The 25567-nt window shown below is 72.8% G+C and carries 25 protein-coding genes; 14 read left to right on the top strand and 11 right to left on the bottom strand.

The window, feature by feature from the left end; genetic code table 11:
- The first annotated feature begins 5 nt into the window (after window positions 1–5).
- The gene (locus AB0C25_RS19165) at window positions 6–1109 is read left to right on the top strand and encodes an iron-containing redox enzyme family protein (protein WP_357374837.1); all 1104 of its coding nucleotides are present in this window, start codon (window positions 6–8) and stop codon (window positions 1107–1109) included.
- Window positions 1110–1347: 238 nt separating this feature from the next.
- Here the strand turns inward: AB0C25_RS19165 and AB0C25_RS19170 are convergent, their stop codons facing one another.
- The gene (locus AB0C25_RS19170; RefSeq protein WP_357374839.1) at window positions 1348–1578 is read right to left on the bottom strand and encodes a CDGSH iron-sulfur domain-containing protein; all 231 of its coding nucleotides are present in this window, start codon (window positions 1576–1578) and stop codon (window positions 1348–1350) included.
- 180 nt (window positions 1579–1758) lie between these two features.
- On the opposite strand from AB0C25_RS19170, the gene AB0C25_RS19175 reads away from it, so the two are divergent.
- Window positions 1759–3201, top strand: coding sequence for a hypothetical protein (locus AB0C25_RS19175; protein WP_357374841.1), 1443 nt, complete (start codon window positions 1759–1761; stop codon window positions 3199–3201).
- Window positions 3202–3423: 222 nt separating this feature from the next.
- Window positions 3424–4566, top strand: a complete 1143-nt coding sequence (locus tag AB0C25_RS19180; RefSeq protein ID WP_357374843.1) for a SigB/SigF/SigG family RNA polymerase sigma factor — start codon at window positions 3424–3426, stop codon at window positions 4564–4566.
- Window positions 4567–4676: 110 nt separating this feature from the next.
- On the opposite strand, the gene ctaD is transcribed toward AB0C25_RS19180, so the two are convergent.
- From ctaD to AB0C25_RS19205, 5 genes are all read right to left on the bottom strand, one after another.
- Entirely contained in the window at window positions 4677–6668 is a 1992-nt protein-coding gene (ctaD, locus tag AB0C25_RS19185) for a cytochrome c oxidase subunit I (protein WP_357374846.1), read from the bottom strand.
- 124 nt (window positions 6669–6792) lie between these two features.
- Window positions 6793–7521, bottom strand: coding sequence for an STAS domain-containing protein (locus tag AB0C25_RS19190; protein ID WP_357374848.1), 729 nt, complete (start codon window positions 7519–7521; stop codon window positions 6793–6795).
- 110 nt (window positions 7522–7631) lie between these two features.
- Window positions 7632–8078 (bottom strand): DUF4383 domain-containing protein, encoded by a 447-nt coding sequence (locus tag AB0C25_RS19195; protein ID WP_357375045.1) that lies wholly within the window; start codon window positions 8076–8078, stop codon window positions 7632–7634.
- Between the two features lie 159 nt (window positions 8079–8237).
- Window positions 8238–9395 carry a glycosyltransferase gene (locus AB0C25_RS19200; protein WP_357374850.1) on the bottom strand — a complete coding sequence of 386 codons (1158 nt, stop codon included), beginning with the start codon at window positions 9393–9395 and terminating at the stop codon, window positions 8238–8240.
- 103 nt (window positions 9396–9498) lie between these two features.
- A complete protein-coding gene (locus tag AB0C25_RS19205; RefSeq protein ID WP_357254272.1) occupies window positions 9499–10482 on the bottom strand; it encodes a glucosyl-3-phosphoglycerate synthase in 984 nt (327 codons plus the stop codon).
- 226 nt (window positions 10483–10708) lie between these two features.
- Here AB0C25_RS19205 and AB0C25_RS19210 point away from each other — a divergent pair, with 226 nt between their 5' ends.
- The 7 genes from AB0C25_RS19210 (at window position 10709) to AB0C25_RS19240 (ending at window position 18874) form a co-directional block, all read left to right on the top strand.
- Window positions 10709–11719: a Gfo/Idh/MocA family oxidoreductase gene (locus AB0C25_RS19210; RefSeq protein WP_357374852.1), complete on the top strand. Its 1011-nt coding sequence runs from the start codon at window positions 10709–10711 to the stop codon at window positions 11717–11719.
- Window positions 11712–12800 carry a zinc-binding alcohol dehydrogenase gene (locus AB0C25_RS19215; RefSeq protein ID WP_357374854.1) on the top strand — a complete coding sequence of 363 codons (1089 nt, stop codon included), beginning with the start codon at window positions 11712–11714 and terminating at the stop codon, window positions 12798–12800. Before AB0C25_RS19210 ends, AB0C25_RS19215 begins: the two co-directional genes overlap by 8 nt.
- Window positions 12801–12849: 49 nt before the next feature.
- Window positions 12850–14628, top strand: a complete 1779-nt coding sequence (locus AB0C25_RS19220) for an ABC transporter ATP-binding protein (protein WP_357374856.1) — start codon at window positions 12850–12852, stop codon at window positions 14626–14628.
- A gap of 74 nt (window positions 14629–14702) precedes the next feature.
- A complete protein-coding gene (secA2, locus tag AB0C25_RS19225) occupies window positions 14703–16994 on the top strand; it encodes an accessory Sec system translocase SecA2 (protein ID WP_357374858.1) in 2292 nt (763 codons plus the stop codon).
- A gap of 178 nt (window positions 16995–17172) precedes the next feature.
- The gene (locus AB0C25_RS19230) at window positions 17173–17913 is read left to right on the top strand and encodes a GAF and ANTAR domain-containing protein (RefSeq protein ID WP_357374860.1); all 741 of its coding nucleotides are present in this window, start codon (window positions 17173–17175) and stop codon (window positions 17911–17913) included.
- Window positions 17914–18138: 225 nt separating this feature from the next.
- Complete coding sequence (locus AB0C25_RS19235; RefSeq protein ID WP_357374863.1) at window positions 18139–18630, top strand: DUF2231 domain-containing protein; 492 nt, start codon at window positions 18139–18141, stop codon at window positions 18628–18630.
- A gap of 49 nt (window positions 18631–18679) precedes the next feature.
- On the top strand, window positions 18680–18874 hold the full coding sequence (locus AB0C25_RS19240; RefSeq protein ID WP_357374865.1) for a helix-hairpin-helix domain-containing protein: 195 nt from the start codon (window positions 18680–18682) through the stop codon (window positions 18872–18874).
- Between the two features lie 165 nt (window positions 18875–19039).
- Here the strand turns inward: AB0C25_RS19240 and AB0C25_RS19245 are convergent, their stop codons facing one another.
- Entirely contained in the window at window positions 19040–19501 is a 462-nt protein-coding gene (locus AB0C25_RS19245; RefSeq protein ID WP_357374867.1) for an SgcJ/EcaC family oxidoreductase, read from the bottom strand.
- A 187-nt stretch (window positions 19502–19688) separates the two neighbouring features.
- Between AB0C25_RS19245 and AB0C25_RS19250 the strand changes: the two genes are divergently transcribed.
- On the top strand, window positions 19689–20447 hold the full coding sequence (locus AB0C25_RS19250; RefSeq protein WP_357374869.1) for a class I SAM-dependent methyltransferase: 759 nt from the start codon (window positions 19689–19691) through the stop codon (window positions 20445–20447).
- Window positions 20448–20572: 125 nt separating this feature from the next.
- Here AB0C25_RS19250 and AB0C25_RS19255 read toward each other — a convergent pair whose 3' ends face one another.
- Entirely contained in the window at window positions 20573–21523 is a 951-nt protein-coding gene (locus AB0C25_RS19255; RefSeq protein ID WP_357374871.1) for a DUF3500 domain-containing protein, read from the bottom strand.
- 32 nt (window positions 21524–21555) lie between these two features.
- Entirely contained in the window at window positions 21556–21948 is a 393-nt protein-coding gene (locus AB0C25_RS19260) for an ankyrin repeat domain-containing protein (RefSeq protein WP_357374873.1), read from the bottom strand.
- A gap of 63 nt (window positions 21949–22011) precedes the next feature.
- Here AB0C25_RS19260 and AB0C25_RS19265 point away from each other — a divergent pair, with 63 nt between their 5' ends.
- On the top strand, window positions 22012–22389 hold the full coding sequence (locus tag AB0C25_RS19265; protein WP_357254095.1) for a signal peptidase I: 378 nt from the start codon (window positions 22012–22014) through the stop codon (window positions 22387–22389).
- Window positions 22390–22443: 54 nt separating this feature from the next.
- On the opposite strand, the gene AB0C25_RS19270 is transcribed toward AB0C25_RS19265, so the two are convergent.
- Window positions 22444–23088 carry a response regulator transcription factor gene (locus tag AB0C25_RS19270; RefSeq protein ID WP_357374875.1) on the bottom strand — a complete coding sequence of 215 codons (645 nt, stop codon included), beginning with the start codon at window positions 23086–23088 and terminating at the stop codon, window positions 22444–22446.
- The gene (locus AB0C25_RS19275; RefSeq protein WP_357374877.1) at window positions 23079–24245 is read right to left on the bottom strand and encodes a histidine kinase; all 1167 of its coding nucleotides are present in this window, start codon (window positions 24243–24245) and stop codon (window positions 23079–23081) included. Before AB0C25_RS19275 ends, AB0C25_RS19270 begins: the two co-directional genes overlap by 10 nt.
- A gap of 296 nt (window positions 24246–24541) precedes the next feature.
- On the opposite strand from AB0C25_RS19275, the gene AB0C25_RS19280 reads away from it, so the two are divergent.
- The gene (locus tag AB0C25_RS19280; protein WP_357374879.1) at window positions 24542–24997 is read left to right on the top strand and encodes a cysteine dioxygenase family protein; all 456 of its coding nucleotides are present in this window, start codon (window positions 24542–24544) and stop codon (window positions 24995–24997) included.
- A 46-nt stretch (window positions 24998–25043) separates the two neighbouring features.
- Window positions 25044–25532, top strand: a complete 489-nt coding sequence (locus AB0C25_RS19285) for a rhodanese-like domain-containing protein (protein WP_357374881.1) — start codon at window positions 25044–25046, stop codon at window positions 25530–25532.
- Window positions 25533–25567: the final 35 nt, after the last annotated feature.

Here is a 25567-nt window from a genome sequence, read left to right on the forward strand (position 1 = left end):
GTTCCATGTCCGAGCCCGCTGACCGCCGCTATGGTCCGGCGGCCCTGCCGCAGTCACGCGGCCCGGTCTCCGCCGCGGTGCTCGACGCCCTCCGACGCCCGCCGCACGACCTGCCGGCGGGGCTCGGCGCCGACCTCGACCCCACCGACCCGATCAGGGACGAGGACCTTCAGCTCACCCTGTTCCTCTGCTACGAGCTGCACTACCGGGGTTGGTGCGGGGTGGACGAGGCGTGGGAGTGGCAGCCGACGCTGCTCGCGCTGCGCGCCGAAGCCGAACGGCCCTTCGAGGCGGCCCTGCGCCGGCTGGTCGGCGCACCGTCGGTGCCGGCCGCCGGGGTGGCGGCCGGCCTGGCCGAGCTGGTCGCGGCCGACAACGGCCCGCCGCTGGCCGCGACGCTGCAACGACGTGCCGACCTCACCCAGTTCCGCGAGTTCGTCACCCACCGCTCCGTCTACCACCTGCGCGAGGCGGACCCGCACAGCTGGGCGCTGCCCCGCCTCGGTGGGCCGGCCAAGGCCGCCCTGGTGGAGATCCAGACCGACGAGTACGGCAACGGCCGGCTGGACCGGATGCACGCCGAGCTGTTCCGGCGCACCCTCGAACGGCTGGGGTTGGACACGGCGTACGGCGCCCACCTGGACGCGGCACCCGCGGTGACCCTGGCGACCAACAACCTGATGTCGCTGTTCGGGCTGCACCGGCGCTGGCGCGGCGCGCTGCTCGGGCACCTGGCCGCGTTCGAGATGACGTCCTCGCTGCCGAACCGCCGCTACGGCAACGGGCTGCGCCGGCTCGGCCTCGACGAGGTGGCCACCCGCTTCTACGACGAGCACGTCGAGGCCGACGCGGTGCACGAGCAGATCGCCGCCCACGACATGTGCGGTGGCCTGGTCCGCGTCGAGCCGGCTCTCGCCCCCGACGTGCTCTTCGGCGCGGCGGCCGGGCTCGCGGTGGACCGGCTGTTCGCCGGGCACCTGCTGGACAACTGGGCCGCCGGCCGTAGCTCACTGCGGTCGCCGGCACCGCCCACCGTGCCGCCGATCGTCTCGCTCACCGCGATGGCGTCGGCCGCGGTCGCCCCGCCGGCCCGGCCCGTCGTCGTCTGAACCGCCGCGCCACGCTCGACGCGGCCCCCGCCGACCGGCGCGGCCCGTCGTCGTCTGAACCGCCGCGCCACGCTCGACGCGGCCCCCGCCGACCCCTGCGCGCGTCCTTTGCTCTGCGTCAACCCGCGCAACGGTACGGCCGGAAAGTGTCGCGTCGGTTGAAGCAGAGCAAAGGACGCGCGGCCCGGGGACAGCCTCTCGTCGTCGCTCCTTCGTCACGAGGCGCGGCGCCGGCGCGTCAGGACTGCCGACCGGTGCCGGCGCGGAAGTTGATCGCCTTGTGGGTGCCGTCGCAGAACGGCTTGAGCGCCGACTTGCCGCACCGGCACAACGCCACCGTGCCCCGGCGCGCGTCGATGTGCTCGCCGTCCGGCGTGACAAGTGCGAAGTCGCCGCGGACCAGTAGCGGTCCGTCCTCGTACGGGGTGATGGTGGCGGCGGCTGGCTCGCTGGTGTCGTCGGTGCGCATGGCCCCGGGAGTGCCCGCCCTGACCCTACCGAAACCCGTGCCGACCGCCGTCGAAGAGGCGACTCCGGCGGATCGTCGCCGAACGGCGGTGATGACCGGCGCACCCCGCTGACCAGCGGAATGTGCTGCCGGGTGGGTGATGCCCCGTTTGAACCCCATCGGTACGGGAAGCCGGGCCGCGTGGTGAGCGAACGAGGCAAGGTGGGGCCGGTGCACAAGGTGCACAAGGGGCTCACGGCCGATGGCGCCGGTCTCGCCGGCGACCGGGTCGTGGCCGCGGGCAGCGCCGCCCGGGTGTTGGTCGCCGCCACCGCCCGGGCGCTGCGCGGGGAGGACTGCGCCGACCTCGGGCACACCGGACCGACGTCGCGCTTCCCGGGCGCCCCGGAGCCGGTACGCCGCGCCGCGGTCACCCGCGCCGCCGGTCGGGTCGCGCTCACCGTGGCCCAGGTCGACGAGGTGGACGCCGCCCGGGTGGCGCGCTGGTTCGTCGACCAGTATCCCCGCCGGCGCTATCCCGGGGTGCTGGTCGGCTCGCCGCACGGCGGGGCGGCACACCTCGCGGTGGCCCTCGGCGTGCCGTGGCTGCCGGCCGGTTTCGAGATGACCGTGCACTGGTCCGACGGCGCGGTGGACCGTCCCGCGGACGCGCTGGAGCACGGCGCGGCACTCGCCGCCCGGCTGCTCGCCGGCAACGCCGACCTGCACCTGCGCCAGGTGCACTGCCCGGCCAGTCGAGGCCCGCTGACCGGGGCCACGGTGTCGCTGACCGCCGCGTGGCGGGCCCTGCCGGCCGCGTACGCGCAGTTTCTGGCCGACCGGCTACTCCCGGGCGCCCCGGTGCTGCTGGTCCGTGACGCGCGCACCTGGCCGGTGCTGGAGCGCGGTTCCGGGCACAGCTTCCAGGTCGGCTGTCCGGCCAGCGGGCTGGACCCGGTCGACTTCCACCCGGACAGCCACGCGCTGCGGCAGGTGCTGCGCTCCGTCGGCGGCGACGCGGCCCGCTGGGACCCACCGGCGGTCTCCGTCCCGTCGGGTCACGCCGAGCAGGACGTCGACCCGGGCTTCGAACCGGCCGTCCGGGACTGGTCCGTCCGGCACCGGCACCCGCTGCACCGGATGCTGGTGCCCCGCCCGGCGGCACTGAGCGCGGGCGTGGCCGACCTGTACCGGCGGTGGTTGCGCGGTGCCGGCAAGACCGGCGACCGGTTGGTGGTGGAGTGTGGCCGGCTGCTCGACCCGTGGCAGGTGGTGCGGGCGGGGCTGGTGCCGTACTGGTGTGAGAACGCCACCCGGCGCAGCGTCGACGAGGCCGAGTGGTGGTTGGCCGGCAGCGAGGCGTTCAGCTCGGTGGACGTGCTGCCCGAGCCGCCCGGGATGCGCTCACCGGCGCTGGCCGGGCTGCCCCAGTGGCTGGCGGTGGCCGGTTTCGGACGGCGCCGTCGGGCGTTGGACCGGACCACCGCCCGGGGCTACCCGGTCACCTCGGTGCCGACCCGTCGGGCCACCGAGGTGCTGCGGGCCCAGCCGTACGACCTGCCCCTGCCGCCCCCGCTGGGGGTCGCAGAGGCACTGGCCGTGCTCCGCGACAGTGGCGGCCACCAGGGGTTACTCGTCTCCTGAGGCGGACACGCCGAAACTTCCTCGCGAACCCGGGGTCCCGTGATTGAGTACCTACGGAGCGGGAACATCGCTGGCTGCGACGGCCTGATTGCGCTGCGTAGAAGCGATGTCGCCCGCTGGCATCCCAGTCACTGACCCACTTTTCCGGCCCGGTGCGTGGCTCGGCCACGCGCACGACCGGTTTCCCGATCCGGGCGGGGGACCTTCCTGAGGGAGGCGCGGATGTTCGGACAGACGAGCACGACCACGACCACACCACCACCCACCGAGCGGGGTCTGGAAGACCTCGACGCGGCGGCACTGGCGTACGCGGCCCGGATCGCCGGGCTTCCGCCGGAGCGGCGGGGGGAGGCCCGCGACGACCTGGTGCGCTTCGCGCTGCCGTTCGCCGGGCGGCTGGCCCGCCGGTACCGGGGGCGTGGGGAGCCACTGGAGGACCTGGAGCAGGTCGCCCGGCTGGGGCTGGTCAACGCCGTCGACCGGTATGACCCGGAACGGGGCTCGTTCACGGCGTACGCCGCGATCACCATCGTGGGCGAGATCAAACGGCATTTCCGGGACCGCACCTGGGGCGTCCACGTGCCCCGCCGACTGCGTGACCTGATCCTCGAGGTCGGACAGGCCACCGCCGCACTGACCAGCGAACTGTCCCGGGCGCCGTCGGTGGCCGAACTGTCGGCCCGACTGGAGACCCCGCAGGAGGAGATCCTCGCCGCGTTGGAGTCGGCGGCCGGCTACAGTCCGGCCTCGCTCAACGCCCCGGTGGGTGGTGAGAGCTCCGCGGAGTTCGGCGACCTGGTCGGCGAGTCGGACAACGCCCTGGAGTCCGTCGACGACCGGGTCACGGTGAGCGGACTGCTGCACCGACTGCCCTGGCGCGAGCGGCGGATCCTGGCGATGCGCTTCTACGGCAACCAGACCCAGGCCGAGATCGCCGCCCGGTTCGGCATCTCGCAGATGCACGTGTCCCGGCTGCTGTCGCGGGCGCTGACCTGGCTGCGTCAGGCGATGCTCGCCGACGCGCCGCCGCCGTGGCAGAACGGCGCCGCCGAACCCGACCCGGGCAAGACCCGGATCTCGGTGAAGCAGAACGGCGACCGCGTGGTGGTCGAGGTCGGCGGCGAGATCGACCGCGACGGCGCGGACCAGTTGCGCCGGGCCATGTTGGAGGCGGTCACCGGCCAGCCCAGCGAGGTGGTCGTCGACCTGGTCGGCGCGGGTGGGTTCGACGCCGGGGGGATCGCCGCGCTGATGGCCGGGCACGAGGCCGCGGAGCGGACCGGCGTACCGCTGCGGCTGACCCGGGTCCAACCCGCGGTACGCCGCTCGCTCACCGCCGCCGGCCTGGCAGCCGTGCGGGACTGAGCCACCGCGCTGGCTCCCTCCCGTCCCGCGAAATGCGGGCGGCACGCACACACCGACCGACGCGACGAGGGCCGACACCACCGGGTGCCGGCCCTGCGCGCGTACGTCGGTCAGTGCTGCTCTGGGTTGCCGTCACTGTGCGGGTGCCGCCAGCGTTCGTGCGGCTTCGGCGCGTCGTCGGCGTCCTTCGGCGCGTCGCTCTGCTCGAAGCTCGGCCGGCGGACGCCCTCGGGCTCCGGCACGTCCACCGGCCGGGCGCCGGAACGCGGCGCCGGCTGGAAGTCGGTCGCGTCCCGGGCGCCGTGCGCGCCCTCGGCGGCCGGTGACTCCGGCGTGTGGTGCTCCATCCGCAGTTCCTCGGCGAAGTGCTGCGGCGGCTTCGTGGTGCGCTGCGGCAGGTCCCGGCCCAGATCGGCGACGAGCGGGCCGTACTTCAGGTCGAAGGCGGGGCGCTCGGAGCGGATCCGGGGCATCCGGTCGAAGTTGCGCAGCGGCGGCGGGCAGCTGGTGGCCCATTCGAGGGAGTTGCCGAAGCCCCACGGGTCGTCGACCGTCACCATTGCCCCGTACCGCCAGGACTTCCACGCGTTGTAGATGAAGAACAACGTGGACAGGCCGAGGATGAACGCGAAGATGCTGGAAATCGTGTTCAGCGTGGTGAAGCCGTCGCTGGGCAGGTAGTCGGCGTACCGGCGGGGCATGCCCTCGCTGCCCAGCCAGTGGTGCACCAGGAAGGTGCCGTGGAAGCCGATGAACATGGTCCAGAAGTGCGCCTTGCCGAGCCGCTCGTCGAGCAGCCGCCCGGTCATCTTCGGCCACCAGAAGTAGTAGCCGCCGAAGAGGGCGAAGACCACGGTGCCGAAGACCACGTAGTGGAAGTGCGCCACCACGAAGTAGCTGTCGTGGGTGTGCCAGTCGACCGGAGGGCTGGCCAGCAGCACCCCGGTGAGGCCACCGAGCAGGAACGTGACCAGGAAGCCGATGGCGAACAGCATCGGCGTCTCGAAGGTCAGCTGCCCCTTCCACATGGTGCCGATCCAGTTGAAGAACTTCACACCGGTGGGCACGGCGATCAGGTAACTCAGGATGCTGAAGAACGGCAGCAGCACCTGGCCGGTGGCGAACATGTGGTGCGCCCACACCGTCATGGACAGCACGGTGATCGCGATGGTGGCCAGCACGATCCCGGTGTAGCCGAAGAGCGGCTTGCGGGAGAAGACCGGGATGATCTCGGTGATGATGCCGAAGAACGGCAGCGCGATGATGTACACCTCGGGGTGACCGAAGAACCAGAACAGGTGCTGCCAGAGCATCGGGCCGCCGGTGGCCGCGTCGTACACGTGGGCGTTGAGCAGCCGGTCGGCGGACAGCGCCAGCAGCGCGGCGGCCAGCAGCGGGAAGACGAGGATCACCAGCACGCTGGTGAACAGCATGTTCCAGGTGAAGATCGGCATCCGGAACATGGTCATTCCGGGGGCGCGCAGGGTGAGGATCGTGGTGATCAGGTTGACCGCGCCGAGGATGGTGCCGAGCCCGGAGACGACCAGGCCGAGCACCCACATGTTCGCGCCCACCCCGGGGCTGTTCTCCACGTCGCTGAGCGGGCTGTACGCGGTCCACCCGAAGTCCGCCGAGCCACCCGGAGCGAGGAACCCGCCGACCACCATCAGCCCACCGAACAGGTACAGCCAGTAGGCCAGCGCGTTGAGGCGGGGGAACGACACGTCCGGTGCGCCGATCTGGATCGGCACGATGAAGTTGGCGAACCCGAACGCCGCGGGCGTGGCGAACAGCAGCAGCATCACCGCGCCGTGCGAGGTGAAGAGCTGGTTGTACTGCTCGGAGGAGAGGAACTGCATCCCCGGACGGGCCAGCTCGGCGCGCATCAGCATCGCCTGGAGCCCGGCCAGCAGGAAGAACCCGAAGGACGTCAGCAGGTACAGCAGACCGATCTGTTTGTGGTCGGTGGTCGCGAGAAATTTGATCAACGAGCCGCCGGGAACCGGTGCTCGTACCGCTCCGGGGAACCCCCCGAAGCGGGCCGGTGCCAGGATCGCCGGGCCCCGATCGCGACCGGGTTCCGTGGTTACCCGCTTGGGCATGGCTGCTCACCCCGTCGTGACGGCAGAAAGGACGGGCGTGCCTACCCGACCCTTGCACCATGTAACCAGCCCGAAGCGGTAATTTCGGTCAGATCGCCAGTACCGGCGCGAGCGCCTCGAACGCTCAGGTCGCCGGAAGCATCGCCCAGACGGCCTTGCCCGGACCGGCCGGCACGCTGCCCCAGCGCTGGGTCAGCTCCCGCACCAGCAGCAGGCCACGCCCACCCTCGGCGTGCAGATCCGTTCCGCCCGGACGGGCCTGGGCGCTGCTGCCGTCCACCACGGCGAGGTGCAGGTACGGCCGGCGCAGGGTCACCGTCACCTGCATCGGCGTGCCGGCGTGCCGGACCACGTTGCCGACCAGTTCGCTGAGCACCAGCGAGGCCGGGCCGGACGCGTCGGGCAGGTTCCACCGCGCGCACGCGTCGGTGACCAGGTCCCGAGCCCGCCGGCAGGCCCCGGCCACCGGCTCCAGCCGGGCCCGCATCCGCAACGTGGACGTCGTGCCGGCCACCCGGGTCGCCTCGGCACAGTCCGGCGACGTCGGCACCACCCGGCAGGTGGTCGACTCGGCCAGCCACCGTGCGGCCACCGGCCTCGGGGAGCAGAGCACGACCGGCACGGACGGCCACTCCTGAGCGCGGCGGGCGGTCGCGACGAAGACCGACAGCGCCAGCCGGTCGCGAACGTCGACCTCGGCCATGTCGACCACCAGCGCCTCCGTCTCCTCGACGAGTGCTCCGTTGAGCGCCTGGTGCACCGAGCGCATGGTGCCCAGGTCCAGTGCGCCGCTGAGCCGGACGACCGCCACCGGTGCCGTGGTGCGCACGTCGCAGGTGATCCGGCTGGACATCGGCGCCCTCCATTCGCTGCTGGGTCGTGATCTGCCAACTACCCGAGGCCTCGCCGCGCCAAACGGGATCGGCGACGAGGCGAGCCAGGTCACGTACCGAGAGGGGCAGGTCACGACCGGTGTCGAGCAGTGCCGACGCCCAGCGCGAGCATGCCGGCGCCGAGTCCCAGGTGCAGCCAGCCGTCGGCGTCGTTGACCGGCAGGACGTTCGCCCCGGTGTCGTGGTCCACCGCCAGCCCGTACAGCCAGAGCACCAGGTAGACGGCGCCGCCCCCGATCAGGAACGCCCGGGCGCCGGTGACCGTCCGGGACAGCACCAGACCCGCCACCCCGAACGCCACATGCACCAGGTTGTGCAGCACCGACACCTGGAAGACGCCGAACAGGTACGCCCCCGAGTCGTGGCCGGCGAAGCGCAGGGCGTCCATGCCGCTGGTGATCCCCGGCACGAAGCCGAGCGCGCCGACCAGCAGGAACAGCACCCCCACCGATGCTGCCGCGCGACGTACCGGCGGCTTGCCGTCAGCCGGGTTGGGGCGCGCCCGGGAGTGCGCCATTGGTCCGACCATCACCGGCTCCTCGCTGCGCCGCGGGCATGAGGCTGCCGGGCTACCCGCTGCCGCCACCGCCAAACCGCGCCACCGCTCCGGGCCGCGCCACCGCTCCGGGCCGCGCCACCGGTCCGGGCCGTGTCGCCGGTCCGGGCCGTGTCGCCGTCAGGCGGGGAGCAGCCTCGGCGCGCTGGCCAGCTGGCGGACCCGCTCGTACAGCTCGACGTAGCGCTGCGCCATCACCGCGGGGGTGAACCGCTGCGCGGCGACCCGCCGGCACTCGTCGGGGTCGAGCAGCTCGGCGGAGAGTACGAGGTCGTCCAGTTCCTCCTCGTCGGTGGTGAGCAGACCGGTGCGGCCGTGCTCGATCAGCTCCGGCAGGCAGCCCCGGGAGGTGGCCACCACCGGCGTGCCCAGGGCGAGGGACTCGACGACCGCCGTGCCGCCCGGCTCCTCCCAGCGCAGCGGGAACAGCGACGCGCGGGCGCTGGCGAGCAGGTCGTCGCGCTCCTGACCGGCCACGGTGCCGACCCAGCGGACCAGGTCACCGTCGACGTGGGGCGCGACCTCGTCGAGGAAGAACCGCACGTCGGGGTTCTGCCGGGCCTCGTCGCCGGCCGCGGCCAGGTCGGCCGGCCGATGGTACGGGCCGACGGGACCAGCCAGCACCAGCGGAACGCCGATCCGGTGCGCGAGCCGGGCACCCACGTCCTGCCCCTTGCCCGGGTTGATCCGGCCCAGGATGAGCAGGTGCTCGCCCTTCTCGGGTCGGGGCCGCCGGTCGGCGTCGACGGCGAGTGGGGTGGACAGGTGCACGTGCCCCACCGAGTGCTCCCGCAACGCCAGGGGAGCGCGGGCCAGCTGCGACGCGGAGACGCCGTTGACCCGGACCCGGTCGCCGCCGTCCAGACCGCCGTAGAGCGCCGGATGCTTGGCCAGGTCCCAGTGCAGGGTGTGCAGGGTCGGCGGGCCGGCCGGGCCCATCGCGGCGAGAGTGGCCAGCCCGACCGCCTCGACGTGGTCGTGCACCAGGTCGATGTCGTCGCGGGAGTGCAGCTCCCGCACCACCCCGGCCAGGTGCGCCTGGGCGATCCCGCAGACCTGGTTGTACGGCCGCTGCAACGCGGCGAACTGCCCCTCGGCGAAGACCGACAGCTGTTCGTCCACCGGCAGGGTGCTGCTGCCCACCGAGGCGAGCACCACCCGTACGCCGAGTCGCCGCAGCTCCGGCACCAGCGTGGCGATCACGTTCTCGATGCCGCCGTAACCGGGTGGGGGCACGGACAGCCACGGGCCGGCGTTCATCAACACGGTCAGGCTCATCGTGCCCGTCCCTTCCTGGCTCGCGGGATCGGCTCGCTCCTCGCGCTCACGGTGCCTCCGGCCAGCGACTGCGGGGCTCGCAAGATCGGCTCGCTCCTCGCGCTCACGCGGCGGCCACCCGGCGGCGGGGCACCCGGTGGCGTAGCTCGGCCAGTGGGGGGCGCTCCTCGATGGACACGTCGCTGACCACGATCTCGCGGTCGAGGTTGGGCAGCGTGTCGGAGCCACCGCGACGGAACTGGGTCAGCAACGACTCCGGCACCAGCCCGGGAGTCGCCCAGCCGCGCCGCTGCAACCGGGACCAGGCGGTCAACATGATCTGGGCGGACATCCGGCCGAGGGCCGCCGTGTCCTGGTGTCGGTGCTTACGCTCACCGAGGTCGACCTGCGCCATCGCGTCCAGGCCCACCAGGTCGAGCAGGTCGATCATCATGGCCGTCTCCACCCCGTACCCGGAGACGAACGGCACCTGGGACAGTACGTCCCGGCGGCCCGCGTACTCGCCGGCGAGCGGCTGCACGAAGCCGGCCAACTCGGGCCAGAACAGGTTGAGCAGCGGCCGGGCCATCAGCTCGGTCACGCGGCCGCCGCCGTCCTGCTCCACGTTTGCGGCGCCCACCAGCGGGCGGTGATAGAAGCCCTTCACGAAATCGACCGACGGGTCGGTCAGCAGCGGGCCGAGCAGCCCGCTGACGAAGTGCGGGCGAAACTCCCGCAGGTCGGCGTCGATGAATGCCACCACGTCACCTTCGGCGGCGGCCAACCCGGCCCAGAGCGCGTCGCCCTTGCCGGTGAGTCGGGGCAGACCTCGGGTCATCGCGTCCTGGCTGACCACCTCGGCGCCGGCGGCGCGGGCCACCTGCGCGGTCCGGTCGGTGGACCGGGAATCCACCACGATCAGCTCGTCGACCAGGGCGACCCGATCCATCAGGTGTTCCCGGATGGTCGACACGATCGCGCCGACGGTGGCCTCCTCGTTGCGGGCCGGCAGCACCACGCTGACCCGGGTCGTTCCCTTGGCACGCAGCAGCCGACGTGCCGGCCAGTCCGCCGCCGACGTCGTCCGATACGTGGCCCACGCCTCCACCACCGGTGACACGCTTGTTGTCGTATCCCGCACGGGCACCCCTCCGTTCGTGCGTGGAAAAACCAAAATTGGTTGTTCCCAATCGCCAGCACGCTCTAACCGCTTTTCCGGCAACAGCTTGATCACAACGGTGACATGAACGCGTTCCCAGGGGATGAACGTTTGATTGCGCACACCCCAGGGGACTGCTCCCACCGCACATGAAAGGTCTTCGAAGGGATGTCGAATGCGTGTATGCCGGGTGGGTCTGGTCGGAGCCGGCGGAGTGGCACAACGTCACGCGCGGGTGCTGACCGGATTCGACGACGTGGAGCTTGTCGCGGTCACCGACGTCACACCGGACGCGGCGTCCGCGCTGGTCGGGCAGCACGGGGGGCGGGCCTGCGCCGACGTCGCCGAGCTGCTGGCCACCGGCCCGGACGCGGTCTACATCTGTGTGCCGCCGTTCGCGCACGGTCCGGCGGAGGAAGCCGTGATCGAGGCCGGCGTGCCGATGTTCGTGGAGAAACCCGTATCGGCCGACCTGGGTACCGCCGAGCGGATCGCCGACCTGGTGGCCCGTAGCGGGCTGCGCACCGCGGTCGGCCACCACTGGCGTTACCTGACGGTGCTCGACGAGGCCCGCGCGTTGCTCGCCGACCGTCCGGTGCGCCTGGTCAGCGGCGCCTGGCTGGACAAGGTGCCCCCGGTGGCGTGGTGGTCGCGGCGGGATCGTTCCGGTGGCCCGGTGGTCGAGCAGGCCGCACACGTGCTCGACCTGATCCGTGTGCTGGCCGGCGAGGTGACCGAGGTCACCGCGTACGGCAACGGCACGCCGCCGCCTGTCGACGGCGCCGACATCGACTCGGTGACCACCGCCGCCCTGCGCTTCGCCGACGGCGCGGTCGGCACGCTCAGCGCCGCCTGCGTGCTGGGCTGGAAGCACCGCGCCGGGTTGGAGATCCTCGCCGACGGGCTGGCCCTCGCGCTGAGCGAGGACGGCCTGACGATCCGCGACGCCGACGGGGAACGACACGTCCCGGCCGACCCGGACGCCGCCCGGGTGGCGGTGGACCGCGCCTTCGTCGACGCCGTGCGGGGCATCGGCGACGACGTGCGCGTCCCGTACGCCGAGGCCCTCGCGACCCAACGGCTGGCCCTCGCGGTGGCCGACTCGGCCCGCACCGGCGCGACCGTGCGGCTCACCACCCCGGGCCTGCCGGCGGTCCTCGACACGGGGGTGACCGCCGATGCGTGACACGGTCGTGGTGGTCAGCGGTCCGGGCCGCGTGGAGCTGGTGGAGCAAGAAGCCGCCCCGCTGCGCCCCGGCACGTTCCGGGTCGAGACGCTGTTCAGCGGCGTCTCGGCCGGCACCGAGCTGAGCTACGTCAAGGGCACCAACCCCTACCTGAACGTCACCTGGAACGCCGACCTGGGGCTGTTCCAACCGGGAGCGGCGAGCACGCCGTACCCGGTGACCCGGCTGGGTTACATGCAGGTCGGCCGGGTGGTGGAGAGCGAGACCCCCGCGGTCGCGGTGGGCACGGTCGGCGCGATGACGTACGGGCACCGCACCGGCTGGCTCGCCGACCCGGTCGCCGAGCGGTTCGTGGCGCTGCCCGACGACCTGGACCCCCTGCTCGGCGTCTACGTCGCGCACATGGGTCCGATCTGCGCCAACGGTCTGCTGCACGCCGCCGCCGACCTGCACGGCGCCGATGTCCGCTCGCTCGGCGACGGGGTACGCGGCCGACGGGTCGCCGTGGTCGGCGCGGGCGTGGTGGCGCTGCTGACGGCGCTGTTCGCCCGACGAAACGGCGCCGCCTCGGTGGTGGTGCTCGATCCCACCCCGCACCGCCGGCAGGTCGCCGAGGCGCTCGGTCTGGAAACCCTCGACCCGGACGCGGACGACCCGGCGGTCGTGCTCAAGACCCGGTGGGCGCACACCGCCGGTGACCGCGGCGCCGACGTGGTGTTCCAGTGCCGGGGGCAGGCGTGGGCGTTGCAGCTCGCCCTGCGGCTGCTGCGGCCCCAGGGCACCGTCATCGACCTCGCCTTCTACCAGGGCGGGGCGGACGCGGTCCGGCTCGGCGAGGAGTTCCACCACAACGGCCTGTCGCTGCGCTGCGCGCAGATCGGCCGGGTGCCGCGCGGACTCGCCCCCACCTGGGACCGGGAGCGGCTCTCCGCCGAGACCGTCGACCTGCTCCGGACCTACGGAGACGTGGTCCGCAAGCACCTCGTCTCCGCCGTGGTGCCGTTCGACCAGGCGCCGGCCCTGCTCACCGACCTGGCCGAGCGTCGCCGCCAGGAGCTACAGGTGGTGCTGTCCGCCTGAGGTGCCGGAGCGGACCCACCGGGTGACCGGGCCGGCTACCGTTCGCGGAATGAGCACCTCGCGAGACCGGCCGGACGGCGACACGTCGCACGGCTGGCCGGTCGGTCTGAGCGCACTGCTGCCGTACCTGCGGGAGCACCGCGGCACCCTGGTCGTGGTGGGCGTGTTGTCGCTCGTCGGCGCGGCGGCGTCGCTGGCCCAACCGCTGCTCACCCGGTCGGTGCTCGACCGGATCAGCGCCGACCGGCAGGTCTCGGACCTGGTGGCGGTGCTGGTGGCCCTCGTGGTGCTCGCCGCGGCGATCGGGGGGCTGCGCGACTATCTCCTGCAACGCACCGCCGAGGGGTTGGTGCTGGGCACCCGGGCGCGGCTGGCCGGGCACCTGCTGCGGTTGCCCATCGCCGAGTACGACCGGCGGCGCACCGGCGACCTGCTCTCCCGGGTCGGCTCGGACACCACCCTGTTGCGGGCGGTCGTCACCGCCGGGCTCTTCGAGACGGTCACCGGGACGGTGATGGTGGTCGGCGCCGGCACCGCCATGGTGCTGCTCGACCCGCTGCTGTTCGGCGTCACCCTGCTCGGGGTGGCGCTGGGGTTGGGGTTCGCGGCCACCTTCGCCCGGCGGGTCCGGGCGTTGGCCCGCACCGCCCAGGAGCGGATCGGCGAGATGACCTCGGCGGTGGAGCGGGCCATCTCGGCGGCCCGCACCATCCGGGCCAGCCGGGCCGAGGCCCGGGAGACGGAGACCGTCACCGGCAGCGCCCGGGAGGCGTACGCGGCGGGGCTGCGGGTGGCCCGGGTGCAGGCGGTGGTCGGGCCGATCGGCTCGCTCACCGTGCAGGGCGCCTTCCTGCTGGTCCTCGCCATCGGCGGCGCCCGGGTGGCCGCCGGGGCGATCACCGTGGGCGACCTGGTCGCCTTCGTCATGTACCTGTTCTTCCTGGCCCTGCCGCTGGCCCAGGTGCTGCGGGCGTACACCCAGTTGCAGTCCGGCCTGGGCGCCCTGCAGCGGATCGAGGAGATCCTGGCCGTGCCGGCGGAGGGCGCGGCGGACCGGCCGGCGCCGGCCGGCGCGACGGCGACCCCGCGCGACCCCGCCCCGATGATCGAGTTCGACCGGGTGGGGTTCGGCTACCCGGGCGGCGAGCCGGTGCTGCGCGAGGTCAGCTTCGCGGTGCCCGCCGGCACCCGTACCGCGCTGGTCGGACCCTCGGGCGCCGGGAAATCGACGCTGCTCGCGCTCGTCGAGCGCTTCTACGAGGTGAGCGCCGGGGCGGTCCGGATCGACGGCAGCGACGTGCGGGACCTGCCCCGCGACGCGCTGCGCGCCCGGCTCGGCTACGTGGAGCAGGAGGCCCCCGTGCTGGCCGGCACCCTGCGGGAGAACCTCCTGATCACCACCCCGAACGCCACCGACGACCGGTTGCGCGGCGTCCTCGACGAGGTCAACCTGAGCCACCTGGCCGACCGCACCGCCCAGGGGCTGAACGTCCAGGTGGGCGAGGGTGGGGTGCTGCTCTCCGGGGGTGAGCGGCAGCGGCTGGCCATCGCCCGCGCGTTGCTCGCCAGCCCGCCGGTGCTGCTGCTCGACGAGCCGACGAGCAACCTCGACTCGCGCAACGAGGTCGCGCTGCGCCGTGCCATCGACGCGGTGGCCGTCCGCCGCACCCTGTTGATCGTGGCGCACCGGCTCGCCACCGTCGTCGACGCCGACCAGATCGTCGTCCTCGACGGCGGTCGGGTGGTGGCCGTCGGCACCCACGCCGAGCTGACCGCCACCGACCCGCTCTACCGGGAACTCGCCGCCCATCAGCTGCTGGTCGGCTGAGTCCGGCGGATCGGGTTCAACTTGCCGGCGGCCGGGCCGCGCAAGCCGCTTCGAATCGCGTACCGTTGCCGCTCATGGGTGTGTCGCAACGGTTCAAGAGCAAGTTCCGGCGGTTCCTCCAGCGACCCGGTTCGACCGTGGATCTCGCTCCGCTGGAGAAGCTGCTGCCGGCGATCGAGGCGCGTGCGGACGAGCTGGCCGCGCTCGACGACGCCGAGTTGACCGAGGCCGCGGGTGCCGCCGTCGGCTACGAGGAGATCTGCGCGGTCGGCCGCGAGGCCGCCCGCCGGGGCCTCGACCAGCGGCCGTACGACGTGCAGCTGCTCGGCGCGATGTCGCTGCTCTCCGGCAAGGTCGCCGAGATGGCCACCGGTGAGGGCAAGACGCTGACCGCCACGATCGCCGCGTACGGGCACGTCCGGCTCGGCAACGGGCCGGTGCACGTGCTCACCATCAACGACTACCTGGCCCGTCGCGACGCCCAGTGGATGGAGCCCGTCTACACCCTGCTCGGCCTCACCGTGGGCTGGGTCAACGAGGCTTCCACCCCGCAGGAGCGGCGCGACGCGTACGCCTGCGACGTCACCTACGTCTCGGTCAGCGAGGCTGGCTTCGACTATCTGCGCGACCAGCTCGTCACCGACGTCGACGACCGGGTGCAGCCGCCGCTGAGCACCGCGATCGTCGACGAGGCCGACTCGATCATGATCGACGAGGCCCGGGTGCCGATGGTCCTCGCCGGCGCGGTGCCGGGCGAGCAGGACCCGGTGCACGCCGCCGCGGCGCTGGTCCGGGGGCTGCGCAAGGGCAAGCACTACACCGTCGCCGAGGACGGGCGCAGCGTGGCGTTCACCGCCGCCGGCCTGGCCGCCGTCGAGGCCAAGCTCGGCATCGACCTGTACGACGAGGAGCACGTCACCCAGCTCTCCGCGGTCCACGTGGCGCTGCACGCGCACGCCCTGCTCAACCGTGACGTGGATTACATCGTCCGGGACGGTTCGGTCGAGCTGGTCGACGAGATGCGCGGCCGGGTGGCCCAGCGCCGCCGCTGGCCGGACGGGCTCCAGGCGGCGGTCGAGGCCAAGGAGGGCCTGGACGCCACCGCCGAGGGCGAGGTGCTCGGCACCATCGCCATGCAGGCGTACATCGCGCTCTATCCCAAGGTCTGCGGGATGACCGCCACGGCGGTGCTGGTCGGCGACCAGTTGCGGGAGTTCTTCGACCTCGAGGTCGCGGTGATCCCGCCGAACACCCCGTGCATCCGGGAGGACGAGCCGGACCGCATCTACGCCACCCGGGCCGAGCGGGACGAGGCTCTGATCGACGAGATCCAGCGCTGGCACGCCAAGGGGCGGCCGATGCTGATCGGCACGCTCGACGTCAAGGAGTCCGAGGGGCTCGCCGCCGGGCTCAACGCGGCCGGGGTGCCCTGCGTGGTGCTGAACGCCAAGAACGACGACGAGGAAGCGGCGATCATCGCCGAGGCCGGCGCGTACGGCGCGGTGACGGTCTCCACCCAGATGGCCGGCCGGGGCGTCGACATCCGGCTCGGCGGCAGCGACCAGAGCGACCAGGAGCGGGTCACCGAGCTGGGCGGGCTCTACGTGATCGGCAGCGGCCGGCACGACAGCCGCCGGGTGGACGACCAGCTGCGCGGTCGGGCGGGCCGGCAGGGCGACCCGGGAGGGTCCGTCTTCCTCGTCAGCCTGGAGGACGACCTGGTCGTCCGGCACGCCGCCGACGCGGTGCCGCCGTCGCCCCGGATGAACGCCGACGGCCTGGTCACCGACGAGCAGGTGGACTACGCGGTGGAGCACGCCCAGCGGGTCGCCGAGGGCGTCAACCACGAGATCCACCGCAACACCTGGCGCTACAGCGTGGTGATCGAGCAGCAGCGCAAGGCTCTCGCCGCGCGCCGGGAGCGGCTGCTGACCAGCGACGTGGCCGCGGTGATGCTGCTGGAGAAGGCGCCGGAGAAGGCCAGCGAGATGGACGAGGACCTGCTCGCCCGGGTGGCCCGGTCGATCGCGCTCTTCCACCTGGACCGGCTCTGGGCCGAGCACCTGGCCGAGTTGTCGGAGGTCCGTGAGGGCGTGCACCTGCGCGCGCTGGGTCGGCTCGACCCGCTGGACGAGTTCCACCGGGCCGCCGTGCCGGCGTTCAACGACCTCGTCCCGGAGATCGAGGCCCGCACCATCGCCACCTTCGACGAGACCGAATTCGATGAGGACTGGCAGCCCGACGACGGCACCCTGGTCCGGCCCACCGCCACCTGGACGTACCTGGTGCACGACAACCCGTTCGGTTCGGAACTCGACCGGCTCATCGCCTCCATCGGTCGACGACTCAGCGGCGCCTCGCGCTGATACACGCAGTCGGGCCCCTGTCACCGCGCGTCCGGGTGGCAGGGGCTCCGATTTGCGCCGTTTCGGCCCTGGTATCGCGGGTAGTAGCACTGTTCGGTTGAGTCGGGAGAGAGCAGACGATGACACAGGTGACGATGCCCGCTGGGCAGGCGCGAGGGTGTACGGAGGCTGCGAACCGGTGAACCTCGACACGCGGGAACCGGTGGTGCAGAGTCTCGGCGTCCTGGAAACCGCCGCACTGTTGCGGGAACTGACCGCCGGCCTGATCGCGCTGACCGATTTCGATGAGGCGTTGCTGGCGCTGGTCCGGGTCACCCGCGACGCGGTGGCCGGGGTGCGCTGGTGCGGGTTCACCGCCCTGCGCGCCGGCGAACCGGCAGGCGTGGCCGCCTCCGACGAGCGGCTGGCCGGCCTGGACGACCTGCGGCACGGGCCGGACTCGCCGGCGATGAGCGCGATCCGCCGCCGGGAGATGATCCTCGCCGCCGACCTGGCCGGTGAGCCGCGCTGGCCGGTCTGGACGGCGCGCGCCCGCGACCTCGGCGTACACGGGGTGATCTCGGCTCCGGTCGACATCGACGACCAGGTGATCGGGGCGATCAATCTCTACGCCGGTTCACCCGACGTGCTCACTCCACCACACCAGTTGACCGCGATGCTGCTCGCCGAACATGCCGGCCTGCTGCTGGCCGCCGTCCGCGACCGCAGCCGACAGTCCGCCCTCGCCGGGGAACGGGACGCCGCGCTGCTGCAGGACGGGGTCGTGGGCCAGGCCATCGGCGTGATCATGACTCAGCGCGGGTGCCCACCGGTCGAGGCCCTGGAGGTGCTGCGCACCGCCGCGTCGTCGTTGGACATCCCGCTCCGCGAGGTGGCCGAGCGACTGGTCCGGACGGTCTCCCGTCAGCGCGACACCTGAGCACCTGCCGCCCGCCTTTCGGCTGATCGACTCGGGTTTCCTGAAGTCGGGGTGTCCGGGATTCGTGGATGGCCCGGTTTCCTGGAAGCCGAGTCGATCACCTGGCCTGGCGCCGATGGTGCCCGTTCTCCCTGCTGGCGGGGAGTCGGGCGGCATCGTTTCACGGTGAGTGGTCTCGGGTAGCACCCTGGGTCAGGTGCGCTGCGCCGACCCGGGGGAGGATCCATGCAGAGCCGGCTGCGGGTGCAGGGCCACCCGATCCAACCGATGCTCGTGACGTTCCCGCTCGGGCTCTTCGTGAGCGCCGCCGTCTTCGACCTCACCGATATCCTCGGCGGGCCGGCGTTCCTGGGTGAGGTCGGCTACTGGACGACCGTCGCCGCCCTCGTCGCCGCCGCGCTGACCGCGGTGGCCGGCATGGTCGACCTGTGGGACGTGCCGGGTGACCGCACCCGCCGCACGGCTGTCGCCTTCAACCTGGTGAACACCGTGATGGCCGCCATGTTCCTCCTCACCTGCCTGATCCGGTCGCACTCCCCAGAACGTGGCGCCTCCGCCGCGATCCTGGTCACCGAGCTGGTCGCGCTGGCTGTCGGTGGGGTCGGCGTGCACCTGGGCGCCCGGCTGATGCGCCAGTTCGACACCGGCCGCGCCGAGGCCGGCGGCCTGGAAACGCTCGCCGGCTCCCCGGTCGAGATGTCCCGCCCGCGCCCCTGATCGGCCGCGCCGAACCGGCCGTGTCGGAGCAGCTCCCTATCATCCCCGCATGACCTCGCCGCTGGACACACTCCCGAAGATCGGTGCGCCCGCGACGCGTGCCCTGCACAACGCCGGCTACACCACCCTGCGTCAACTCGCCGGCGTCCCCCGGTCGGACCTGGCCAAGCTGCACGGCATGGGGCCGAAGGCGCTCGGCATCCTCCAGGCCGCCCTCGAAGAGCACAACCTGGAGCTCGGCTGAGGCCCGTCGCTGGGAGCCACCACCCGTACCGCCCGCACTCCACGACCGAGCGGCGCTTCCTCCGGCCCCCCTGCGGTCGTCCTGGGATTGCCGACGTGGGAGCGGATGCGTTCGCCTGCGTCGGGCCGGACAGGCGGACAGCTGCCATCGTCGGTGTGGTTGCGCTCAGGAGCGACTGCTGGCCTCGACCATGGCGGCACGCATGTCGGCCGTGTGTTGCTCGGCGAGGTCCGACCGGCCGTGGTACTGCGCCGGGGTGTTGTGGAACAACGCGACACGCCACGTGCCGTTGTGCTGCACCGCGATCAGCGACTGCACCGCGTTCACCGCCGGGTTCACGTCGGTGTGGCCCGGCGGGACCATCCCGACCCGCGCTCGCAGCAGCGCGACCGCCGGACCGAGTGGACGTACCTCCTGCACTCTCCACACGTAGGAGGCGGTCGGGTGGTCCGTGAAGATCGGGGCCAGGTGTTTCTCCAGCTCCGACGCGTCGACTTGGCTGCCGTCGAAGCCGATGAGCGAGGCGTCGTCGGTGAACAAGGAGGCGTACCGGCGCGCGTCGCGGTCGTTCCACGCGCTCAGCAACTCCTCGTAAAGCCGCCGTATCGCGGCATCTTCCTCAGCCATGCCTCGCATCCTGCCACGCGGGAGTGACGGCGCACTGGCCAGCGCCACGCCGCACGCCTGGCGAGCGCCGGCGAAGCGGTGTCCGGCGATTCCATCAGTGCCGGTCGACGGAGGCGGGCGACGCGGCCTGCGGACCCCGCGGCAAATGGGTTGCCGGCCTCGTGGCTGGACGGCAAGGCTGGCCGTCATGAGCGCCGAACGTGACGTCGAGGAACTGATCGCGGAGGCGGCCGCCGCGCCGGTCGACGGCTGGGGCTTCGATTGGTTGGCCGGCCGGGCCACCGAGGAACGCCCACCCTGGGGGTACGCCAAGCTGGTCGCAGACCGGATGGCGCGCGCCGACGCGGCGCTGGACGTGGACACCGGGGGCGGCGAGGTGCTCGCCGAGGTCCCGCACCCGCCGAAGGTGCTGACGGCCACCGAGGGCTGGCCGCCGAACGTCGAGGTCGCCCGGCGGACCCTGCGCCCGCTCGGCGCGACGGTGGTGGCGGTCGCCCCCGACTCGGCGTTGCCGTTCCGCGACAACGCCTTCGACCTGGTGGTCAGTCGCCACCCGGTACGCACCGACTGGGCCGAGACCGCCCGGGTGCTGCGCCCGGGTGGGACGTACCTGTCGCAGCAGATCGGGCCGGGCACCATGCGGGAGTTGAGCGAGGCGATCCTCGGCCCGCTGCCGCCGCCGAGCCAGCGGCACCCCGAACAGGCGATTGCCGCTGCCGAGGCCGCTGGCCTGCGGGTGGCCGACCTGCGTCGGGCCACGCTGCGCGCAGCGTTCTCCGACATCGGGGCGGTGGTGTGGTTTCTGCGTAAGGTGATCTGGACGGTGCCCGGGTTTACCGTCGACCGCTACCGCGACCAACTGCGCGCCCTACATCACCGCATCGCCCAGGAGGGCCCCTTCCTGGCCCACTCCCAGCGCTTCCTCATCGAAGCCACCCGTCCCTGACCCACCCCGCACGCGGCGATCGTGCAGTTTCGGTGCTCGCAAACGCCACGTACCACGGCACGTCATCCACCGAAACTGCGCGATCGACGGAGGGCAGGGCGGGCGCCGATGCGTCGCGGTGGGTGTCAGTGCGGGTGGGACCCGTGGTGGGTGGCCAGGATGTCGGCGCCGAAGTCACTGGCGGGGCGGCGGAGCACGGTGTGCGCGTGGTTGCCGTCGGCGCTCGTGTTGTCGTACTCGATCAGCAGGTCGTCGCCCTGCACCCGGTAGTAGTGCCGCTGGCCGGGCCTCGTCGGGCCGGCCCAGGCGAAGTGCAGCTGACCGCCGTGCACGCGCGCCGCCTCCCGGACGGCCAGCTCGGGTGGCAGCCGATCCAGGTAGAGCGCGACGATCTGGTCGAGCAACGCGCGGCCGGTCGGCCCCAGCCGGTCCGCCGGCACACCGAGCGGTTCGAGGGGTCCGTCGACCCGTCCGCGGGTGGCGCTGATGATGTCCGCCGGCGCCTCGTCGGCGATGATCGCGGCGCCCCGCTCGGCCGGCCCCAGGGCGTCGAGCAGGGCGCGGGCCAGGTCCTCCTCGACGCCCAGTGGCCGGGAGACCGGGCGGCCGGCGTACCGGACCGTGGCCGGGTTGGCGCCGAAGAAGATCGGCGCGGGGGAGACCTGGTCGTCCACCACTGTCATGGTGACCGACAGGTGGTGTCCTTCCAGCCGCCACGCCCACCGGTCGTCGCGCGCCGGATCGCCGAAGACGGCCACCCAGTAGTCAGCGCTGTGCCGCCCGCGCTGCCAGTCCTCGGCCCGGTCCAGCACCTCCTCCAGCGAGAAGATCGCCATCGCCTGCGCGTACGCCGAGGGGCTGAGCGCGGTGGCCAGCAGCCGGTGCGCGGCCTTGCGGCCGGCGACGTCGAGCGCGGCGAGGCAGACGCCGGGTCGGGGTCGCGGCCGGTATTCCAGCCACCGTCGGGCCGACTCGTCGTCGAACGGGTGCACGGCGCTGTCCTGGGCGGCGGGGTCGAGCGCGGCCAGCAGCGCGGTGCCGGCCGCGCGCATCTGCTCGGCTAGAGGATCTTCCACCGACCCTGTATACCGGCCGGTCGGCGTCGCTGTCAGCTGGCGCGCAGCAACTGCGTCATCTCCGGCAGGTCGAAGAACGCCGCGGTGTCCAGGGCCGACGGGTTACCGTGGGCCGGATCGGCGCCGGCGGCGAGGAGCGCGCGGACCGCCTCGGTGCTGCTGCGGAAGACCGCGGCGGCCAACGCGGTCTGACCGCGGTCGTTGGCCCGGCAGTGGTCGGCGCCGCGATCGAGCAGGGCGGCCACCGTGTCCGGGTGGGCGTGGTACGCGGCCAGGATCAACAGCGTGTCGCCCTTGTCGTTGGTGAGGTTGACGGGCAGGCCGGCGTCGAGTTGCGCGGCCAGTTCCTCGGTGGAGCCGGCCCGGGCCAGGTCGAACATCCGGTGCGCGAACGCCAGCGTCTCGGCGTCGAGGTGGTCGGTCACCGGTCCAGGTTAGTCGCCCCGGTCCTGATAGGTTGCTCGGCCGGCACGCTGGGGGAGGGGCCGATGGCGGAGACGGTGTACGTGGGTAACGCGGGTGTCGACGGTGCCGCCGACGCCGGTTGGCTGCTGGGGCATTTCGTGCCGCCGGGGGAGGTCCGGCACAGCACCGAGGTCGAGGTGAAGTGGGGCGTGCATCCGCCCGGGCAGGCCCGGTCGCGGTGGGCCACCGGAGAGCGGCGTACCACCCTGCTGGTCCTCGTCGAGGGGTGTTTCCGGGTGGAGTTGCCGGACCGGACGGTACGGCTGGCCGCGCCGGGCGACTACGTGGTGTGGGGCCGGGGGGTGGACCACTCCTGGTTCGCCGAGCGCGCGTCGGTGGTGCTGACCGTGCGGTGGCCCTCCCTGCCCGGCTACCGGGTGGATCCGCCGGTGCTGCGCTGATCGGCTCATCGACTGCCCCGCTGCGCCCACGGTGCCGCCAGGTGGGGCGAACAGCTAGGAGCCGAGGTACCGCAGGATTGCGAGGATGCGGCGGCTGTATCCGGTGGCGTGGGTGAGGTCGAGCTTGTCGAAGATGGCGTTGACGTGTTTCTCGACGGCGCTCTGTGAGACGTGCAGGCGCGCGGCGACGGCGGCGTTGGTGTGCCCCTGAGCCATGTGGTGCAGCACGTCGCGCTCGCGCGGGGTGAGACGGTTGAGCGGGTCGGTGTGTCGGGTCGCGGAGATGAGCTGCCGGACCACCTCGGGGTCGAGGGCGGTGGAGCCGGCGGCGACGCGGTCGAGCGCGTCGAGGAAGTCCTCGACCTGGGCGACCCGGTCCTTCAGGACGTAGCCGACGCCTTCGGACCGGTCGGCGAGGAGCTTCGCGGCGTAGCGCTTCTCGACGTACTGGGAGAGGACGAGTACGGCGATGTCGGGCCAGCGGCGGCGGATCTCCAGCGCGGCCCGTAGCCCGTCGTCGGTGTTGGTGGGTGGCATGCGGACGTCGGTGACGACGACGTCGGGGCGGTGCTGCTCGACGGCGGTGACGAGCTGGTCGGCGTCCGCGACGGCGGCGACCACCTGGTGTTCCTCGTCGGCGAGGAGGCGGGCCAGCCCTTCGCGGAGCAGGGTGGAATCTTCGGCGAGAACTATGCGCACGGCAGCACCGCCCGGATCGTCGTCGGGCCGCCGGGTGGGCTGTGCAGGTCGAACTGCCCGTCCAGAGCGGTGACCCGGCGGGCGAGCCCCTGTAGGCCGTTGCCGTGCGGGTCGGCGCCGCCGGCGCCGTCGTCGCGTACGCGCATCTCGATTCTCGCGTCCCGTTTCTCGATCTCGATGGTGATCAGGGTGGCTCGGGCGTGTTTGGTGGTGTTGGTGATCGCTTCGCAGGCGACGAAGTAGAGCACGGTCTCGATCGGTCGGGTGGGCCGGACGGGCACGTCGTAGCTGATCCTGACAGGGGTGGCGGATCGTTGCGCCACCATGGTCAGCACCTCGTCCAGGGTGGTGTGGTCGAGTGCGGAAGGGTAGACCCGCCAGGCCACGTCCCGCAGCTCGTCGATGGCGCGTTGCACGTCCTCGTGCGCCTGTCCGAGAAGTGCGCTCGCCTTGTCCGGGTCGCGGCTGCGTCGCGCCCGCCCCAGCAGCATGCCGAGCGCGACGAGGTGTTGCTGCAACCCGTCGTGGAGATCGCGTTCGATGCGCTGGCGTTCCGCGTCGACCGCGCTGAGGACGCGGGCTCGGCTGACGGTCAGGTCGCTGATCCGCTGGTGCAACGCCGCTCGGGTGTGGGATTCGAGCAGGCCGTGGGCCAGCCACCGGTCCAGCCTGGCGACGCTGGCGATCGCCTGCAGGTTCACCAGTAGCAGAGCCGCCCCGACGAGCCCCTGTAGCAGGAAGGCGGCCGCGGACATGCTGCCCGCGACGAAGGAGCGCACCACGATGGCGGCGAGTGCGGCGCCGACCACGAGCAGGCCGGCGGTGAGCAGGCCGAGCGCCGCAGGCAGGAGGCGGGCGGCGAGGTAGCCGAGCACGCGCGGTCCGCTCGCCTGGATCGGTGGCGGGGGTGGCTGCGAGGCGCTGACGGCCAACCGGTGCCGCTCCCACTCGGCGATACGTCTGGCGTACCGGATGGTGCTGGTGCCCGTGCGGCGGCGGACCGTCGGCGCCGGCGAGACCGCGACCACGGCCAGCCCGGCGAGGAGCAGGAACAGGACCTCGGCCACCGCGGTGAGGACGCCGAGCACCACGCCCGTGATCGGGCGGGCCACGGCGGCTATCCACGATCGCCGACCGTGCGCCGCGCGCTCTGCCATCCGGCTGTCCCCCCCATGGCTCAGGTCGTCTCGGGTCCAGGTCGTCCGGGGTTGGTGGCGGCCGGTCACGAGCCCCGGCCGCCACCCAACCGGGCTACCGGTCCATGCTCGCCATGATGACCTGTGTGTCGACGGCACCGTCGCGGGGTGTGCCAGCGATCCCACGGCGGCGGGTCAGGAATCGTGTGGCCCACCAGTTCGCCGCCGTCCCACCAGGCGGTATTACCTACTAAACCTATAGGCTTTACCGTCTAGAGTACGAGGGCACCCCGCCGAACGACCCGCGAGGAACCGCCATGACGCACCGCCGCCCGGAGCCCGACCTGCTCACCGTCGCCGCCCGGTGGGCCGACCCGGCCGGCTGGCCGGTCGCGTTGCGCTTCGACCCTGCCGAGCGCTGGTACGCGCGCCTCGACGTCGGCGACGACCACGAGGTGTGGGCCCTGAGCTGGCTGCCCGGGCAGGGCACCGACCTGCACGACCACGGCGGCTCCGCCGGAGCGTTCCGGGTCGTCGACGGGGCGCTCACCGAGGAGACGGTCAGTCTCGGTCGGCTACGTCCACGGCTGCTGCCCGCCGGCGCCGGTCGTCGCTTCGGCCCCCGACACGTGCACCAGGTGACCAACCAGGGCTCGGTGCCGGCGGTCAGCGTGCACGTCTACCGGCCGGCGCTGCTGCGGATGACCCGCTATCACCTCGTCGACGGACGGCTGCGGGCCGCCGAGGTCGCCGAGGCTGGCCGGTCCTGGTGAGCGCCGGCCAGCAACGATTCATACCCGTCACCGGAAGGAACCCATAATGCAGCTGACCGCCGAGCACCGCCCGGCCCCCGTGCCGCCGCCGGGCTCTCGGGGCATCGACGAGATCCTCGGCGCCGCGCGCGCCCGCCTCGACCGGCTGGACCCGGAACGGGCGCACCTGGCGTACCGGACCGGAGCGCTGCTTGTCGACATCCGGCCGGCGGCGCAGCGGGCCGCGCACGGCATGGTGCCGGGCTCGCTCGTGGTCGAGCGCAACGTGCTGGAGTGGCGCTTCGATCCGCGCTGTCCGGCACGCCTGCCGCAGGCGGTCGACTACGACGTGCCGGTGGTGATCCTCTGCCAGGAGGGCTACACCTCGTCGCTGGCCGCCGCCGCCCTACAGGACATCGGCCTGCACCGGGCCACCGACGTGGCGGGTGGGTTCGCCGCCTGGCGGATCGCCGGTCTGCCGGCCCTCGGCCCGACCCCGCTGCATCGCACCACCCCGCACGCGTCCCCGGTCAACACCGGGCGAGCGCGCCACTGACCGTCACGCCGTACCCGGCGTGGCGGGCGTACCGC

Origin of the sequence: Micromonospora sp. NPDC048839, from assembly GCF_040649915.1 — a bacterium.
Lineage (GTDB): Bacteria > Actinomycetota > Actinomycetes > Mycobacteriales > Micromonosporaceae > Micromonospora.

Bases quoted from the DNA above. Each gene is read 5' to 3' on its own strand.
- AB0C25_RS19280 (WP_357374879.1), top strand. From the start codon at position 24,542: ATGACGCACCGCCGCCCGGAGCCCGACCTGCTCACCGTCGCCGCCCGG.
- ctaD (WP_357374846.1), bottom strand. From the start codon at position 6,668: ATGCCCAAGCGGGTAACCACGGAACCCGGTCGCGATCGGGGCCCGGCG.
- AB0C25_RS19240 (WP_357374865.1), top strand. From the start codon at position 18,680: ATGACCTCGCCGCTGGACACACTCCCGAAGATCGGTGCGCCCGCGACG.
- AB0C25_RS19285 (WP_357374881.1), top strand. From the start codon at position 25,044: ATGCAGCTGACCGCCGAGCACCGCCCGGCCCCCGTGCCGCCGCCGGGC.
- AB0C25_RS19250 (WP_357374869.1), top strand. From the start codon at position 19,689: ATGAGCGCCGAACGTGACGTCGAGGAACTGATCGCGGAGGCGGCCGCC.
- AB0C25_RS19275 (WP_357374877.1), bottom strand. From the start codon at position 24,245: ATGGCAGAGCGCGCGGCGCACGGTCGGCGATCGTGGATAGCCGCCGTG.
- secA2 (WP_357374858.1), top strand. From the start codon at position 14,703: ATGGGTGTGTCGCAACGGTTCAAGAGCAAGTTCCGGCGGTTCCTCCAG.
- AB0C25_RS19220 (WP_357374856.1), top strand. From the start codon at position 12,850: ATGAGCACCTCGCGAGACCGGCCGGACGGCGACACGTCGCACGGCTGG.
- AB0C25_RS19245 (WP_357374867.1), bottom strand. From the start codon at position 19,501: ATGGCTGAGGAAGATGCCGCGATACGGCGGCTTTACGAGGAGTTGCTG.
- AB0C25_RS19210 (WP_357374852.1), top strand. From the start codon at position 10,709: ATGCGTGTATGCCGGGTGGGTCTGGTCGGAGCCGGCGGAGTGGCACAA.
- AB0C25_RS19195 (WP_357375045.1), bottom strand. From the start codon at position 8,078: ATGGCGCACTCCCGGGCGCGCCCCAACCCGGCTGACGGCAAGCCGCCG.
- AB0C25_RS19170 (WP_357374839.1), bottom strand. From the start codon at position 1,578: ATGCGCACCGACGACACCAGCGAGCCAGCCGCCGCCACCATCACCCCG.
- AB0C25_RS19200 (WP_357374850.1), bottom strand. From the start codon at position 9,395: ATGAGCCTGACCGTGTTGATGAACGCCGGCCCGTGGCTGTCCGTGCCC.
- AB0C25_RS19180 (WP_357374843.1), top strand. From the start codon at position 3,424: ATGTTCGGACAGACGAGCACGACCACGACCACACCACCACCCACCGAG.
- AB0C25_RS19265 (WP_357254095.1), top strand. From the start codon at position 22,012: ATGGCGGAGACGGTGTACGTGGGTAACGCGGGTGTCGACGGTGCCGCC.
- AB0C25_RS19235 (WP_357374863.1), top strand. From the start codon at position 18,139: ATGCAGAGCCGGCTGCGGGTGCAGGGCCACCCGATCCAACCGATGCTC.
- AB0C25_RS19190 (WP_357374848.1), bottom strand. From the start codon at position 7,521: ATGTCCAGCCGGATCACCTGCGACGTGCGCACCACGGCACCGGTGGCG.
- AB0C25_RS19165 (WP_357374837.1), top strand. From the start codon at position 6: ATGTCCGAGCCCGCTGACCGCCGCTATGGTCCGGCGGCCCTGCCGCAG.
- AB0C25_RS19215 (WP_357374854.1), top strand. From the start codon at position 11,712: ATGCGTGACACGGTCGTGGTGGTCAGCGGTCCGGGCCGCGTGGAGCTG.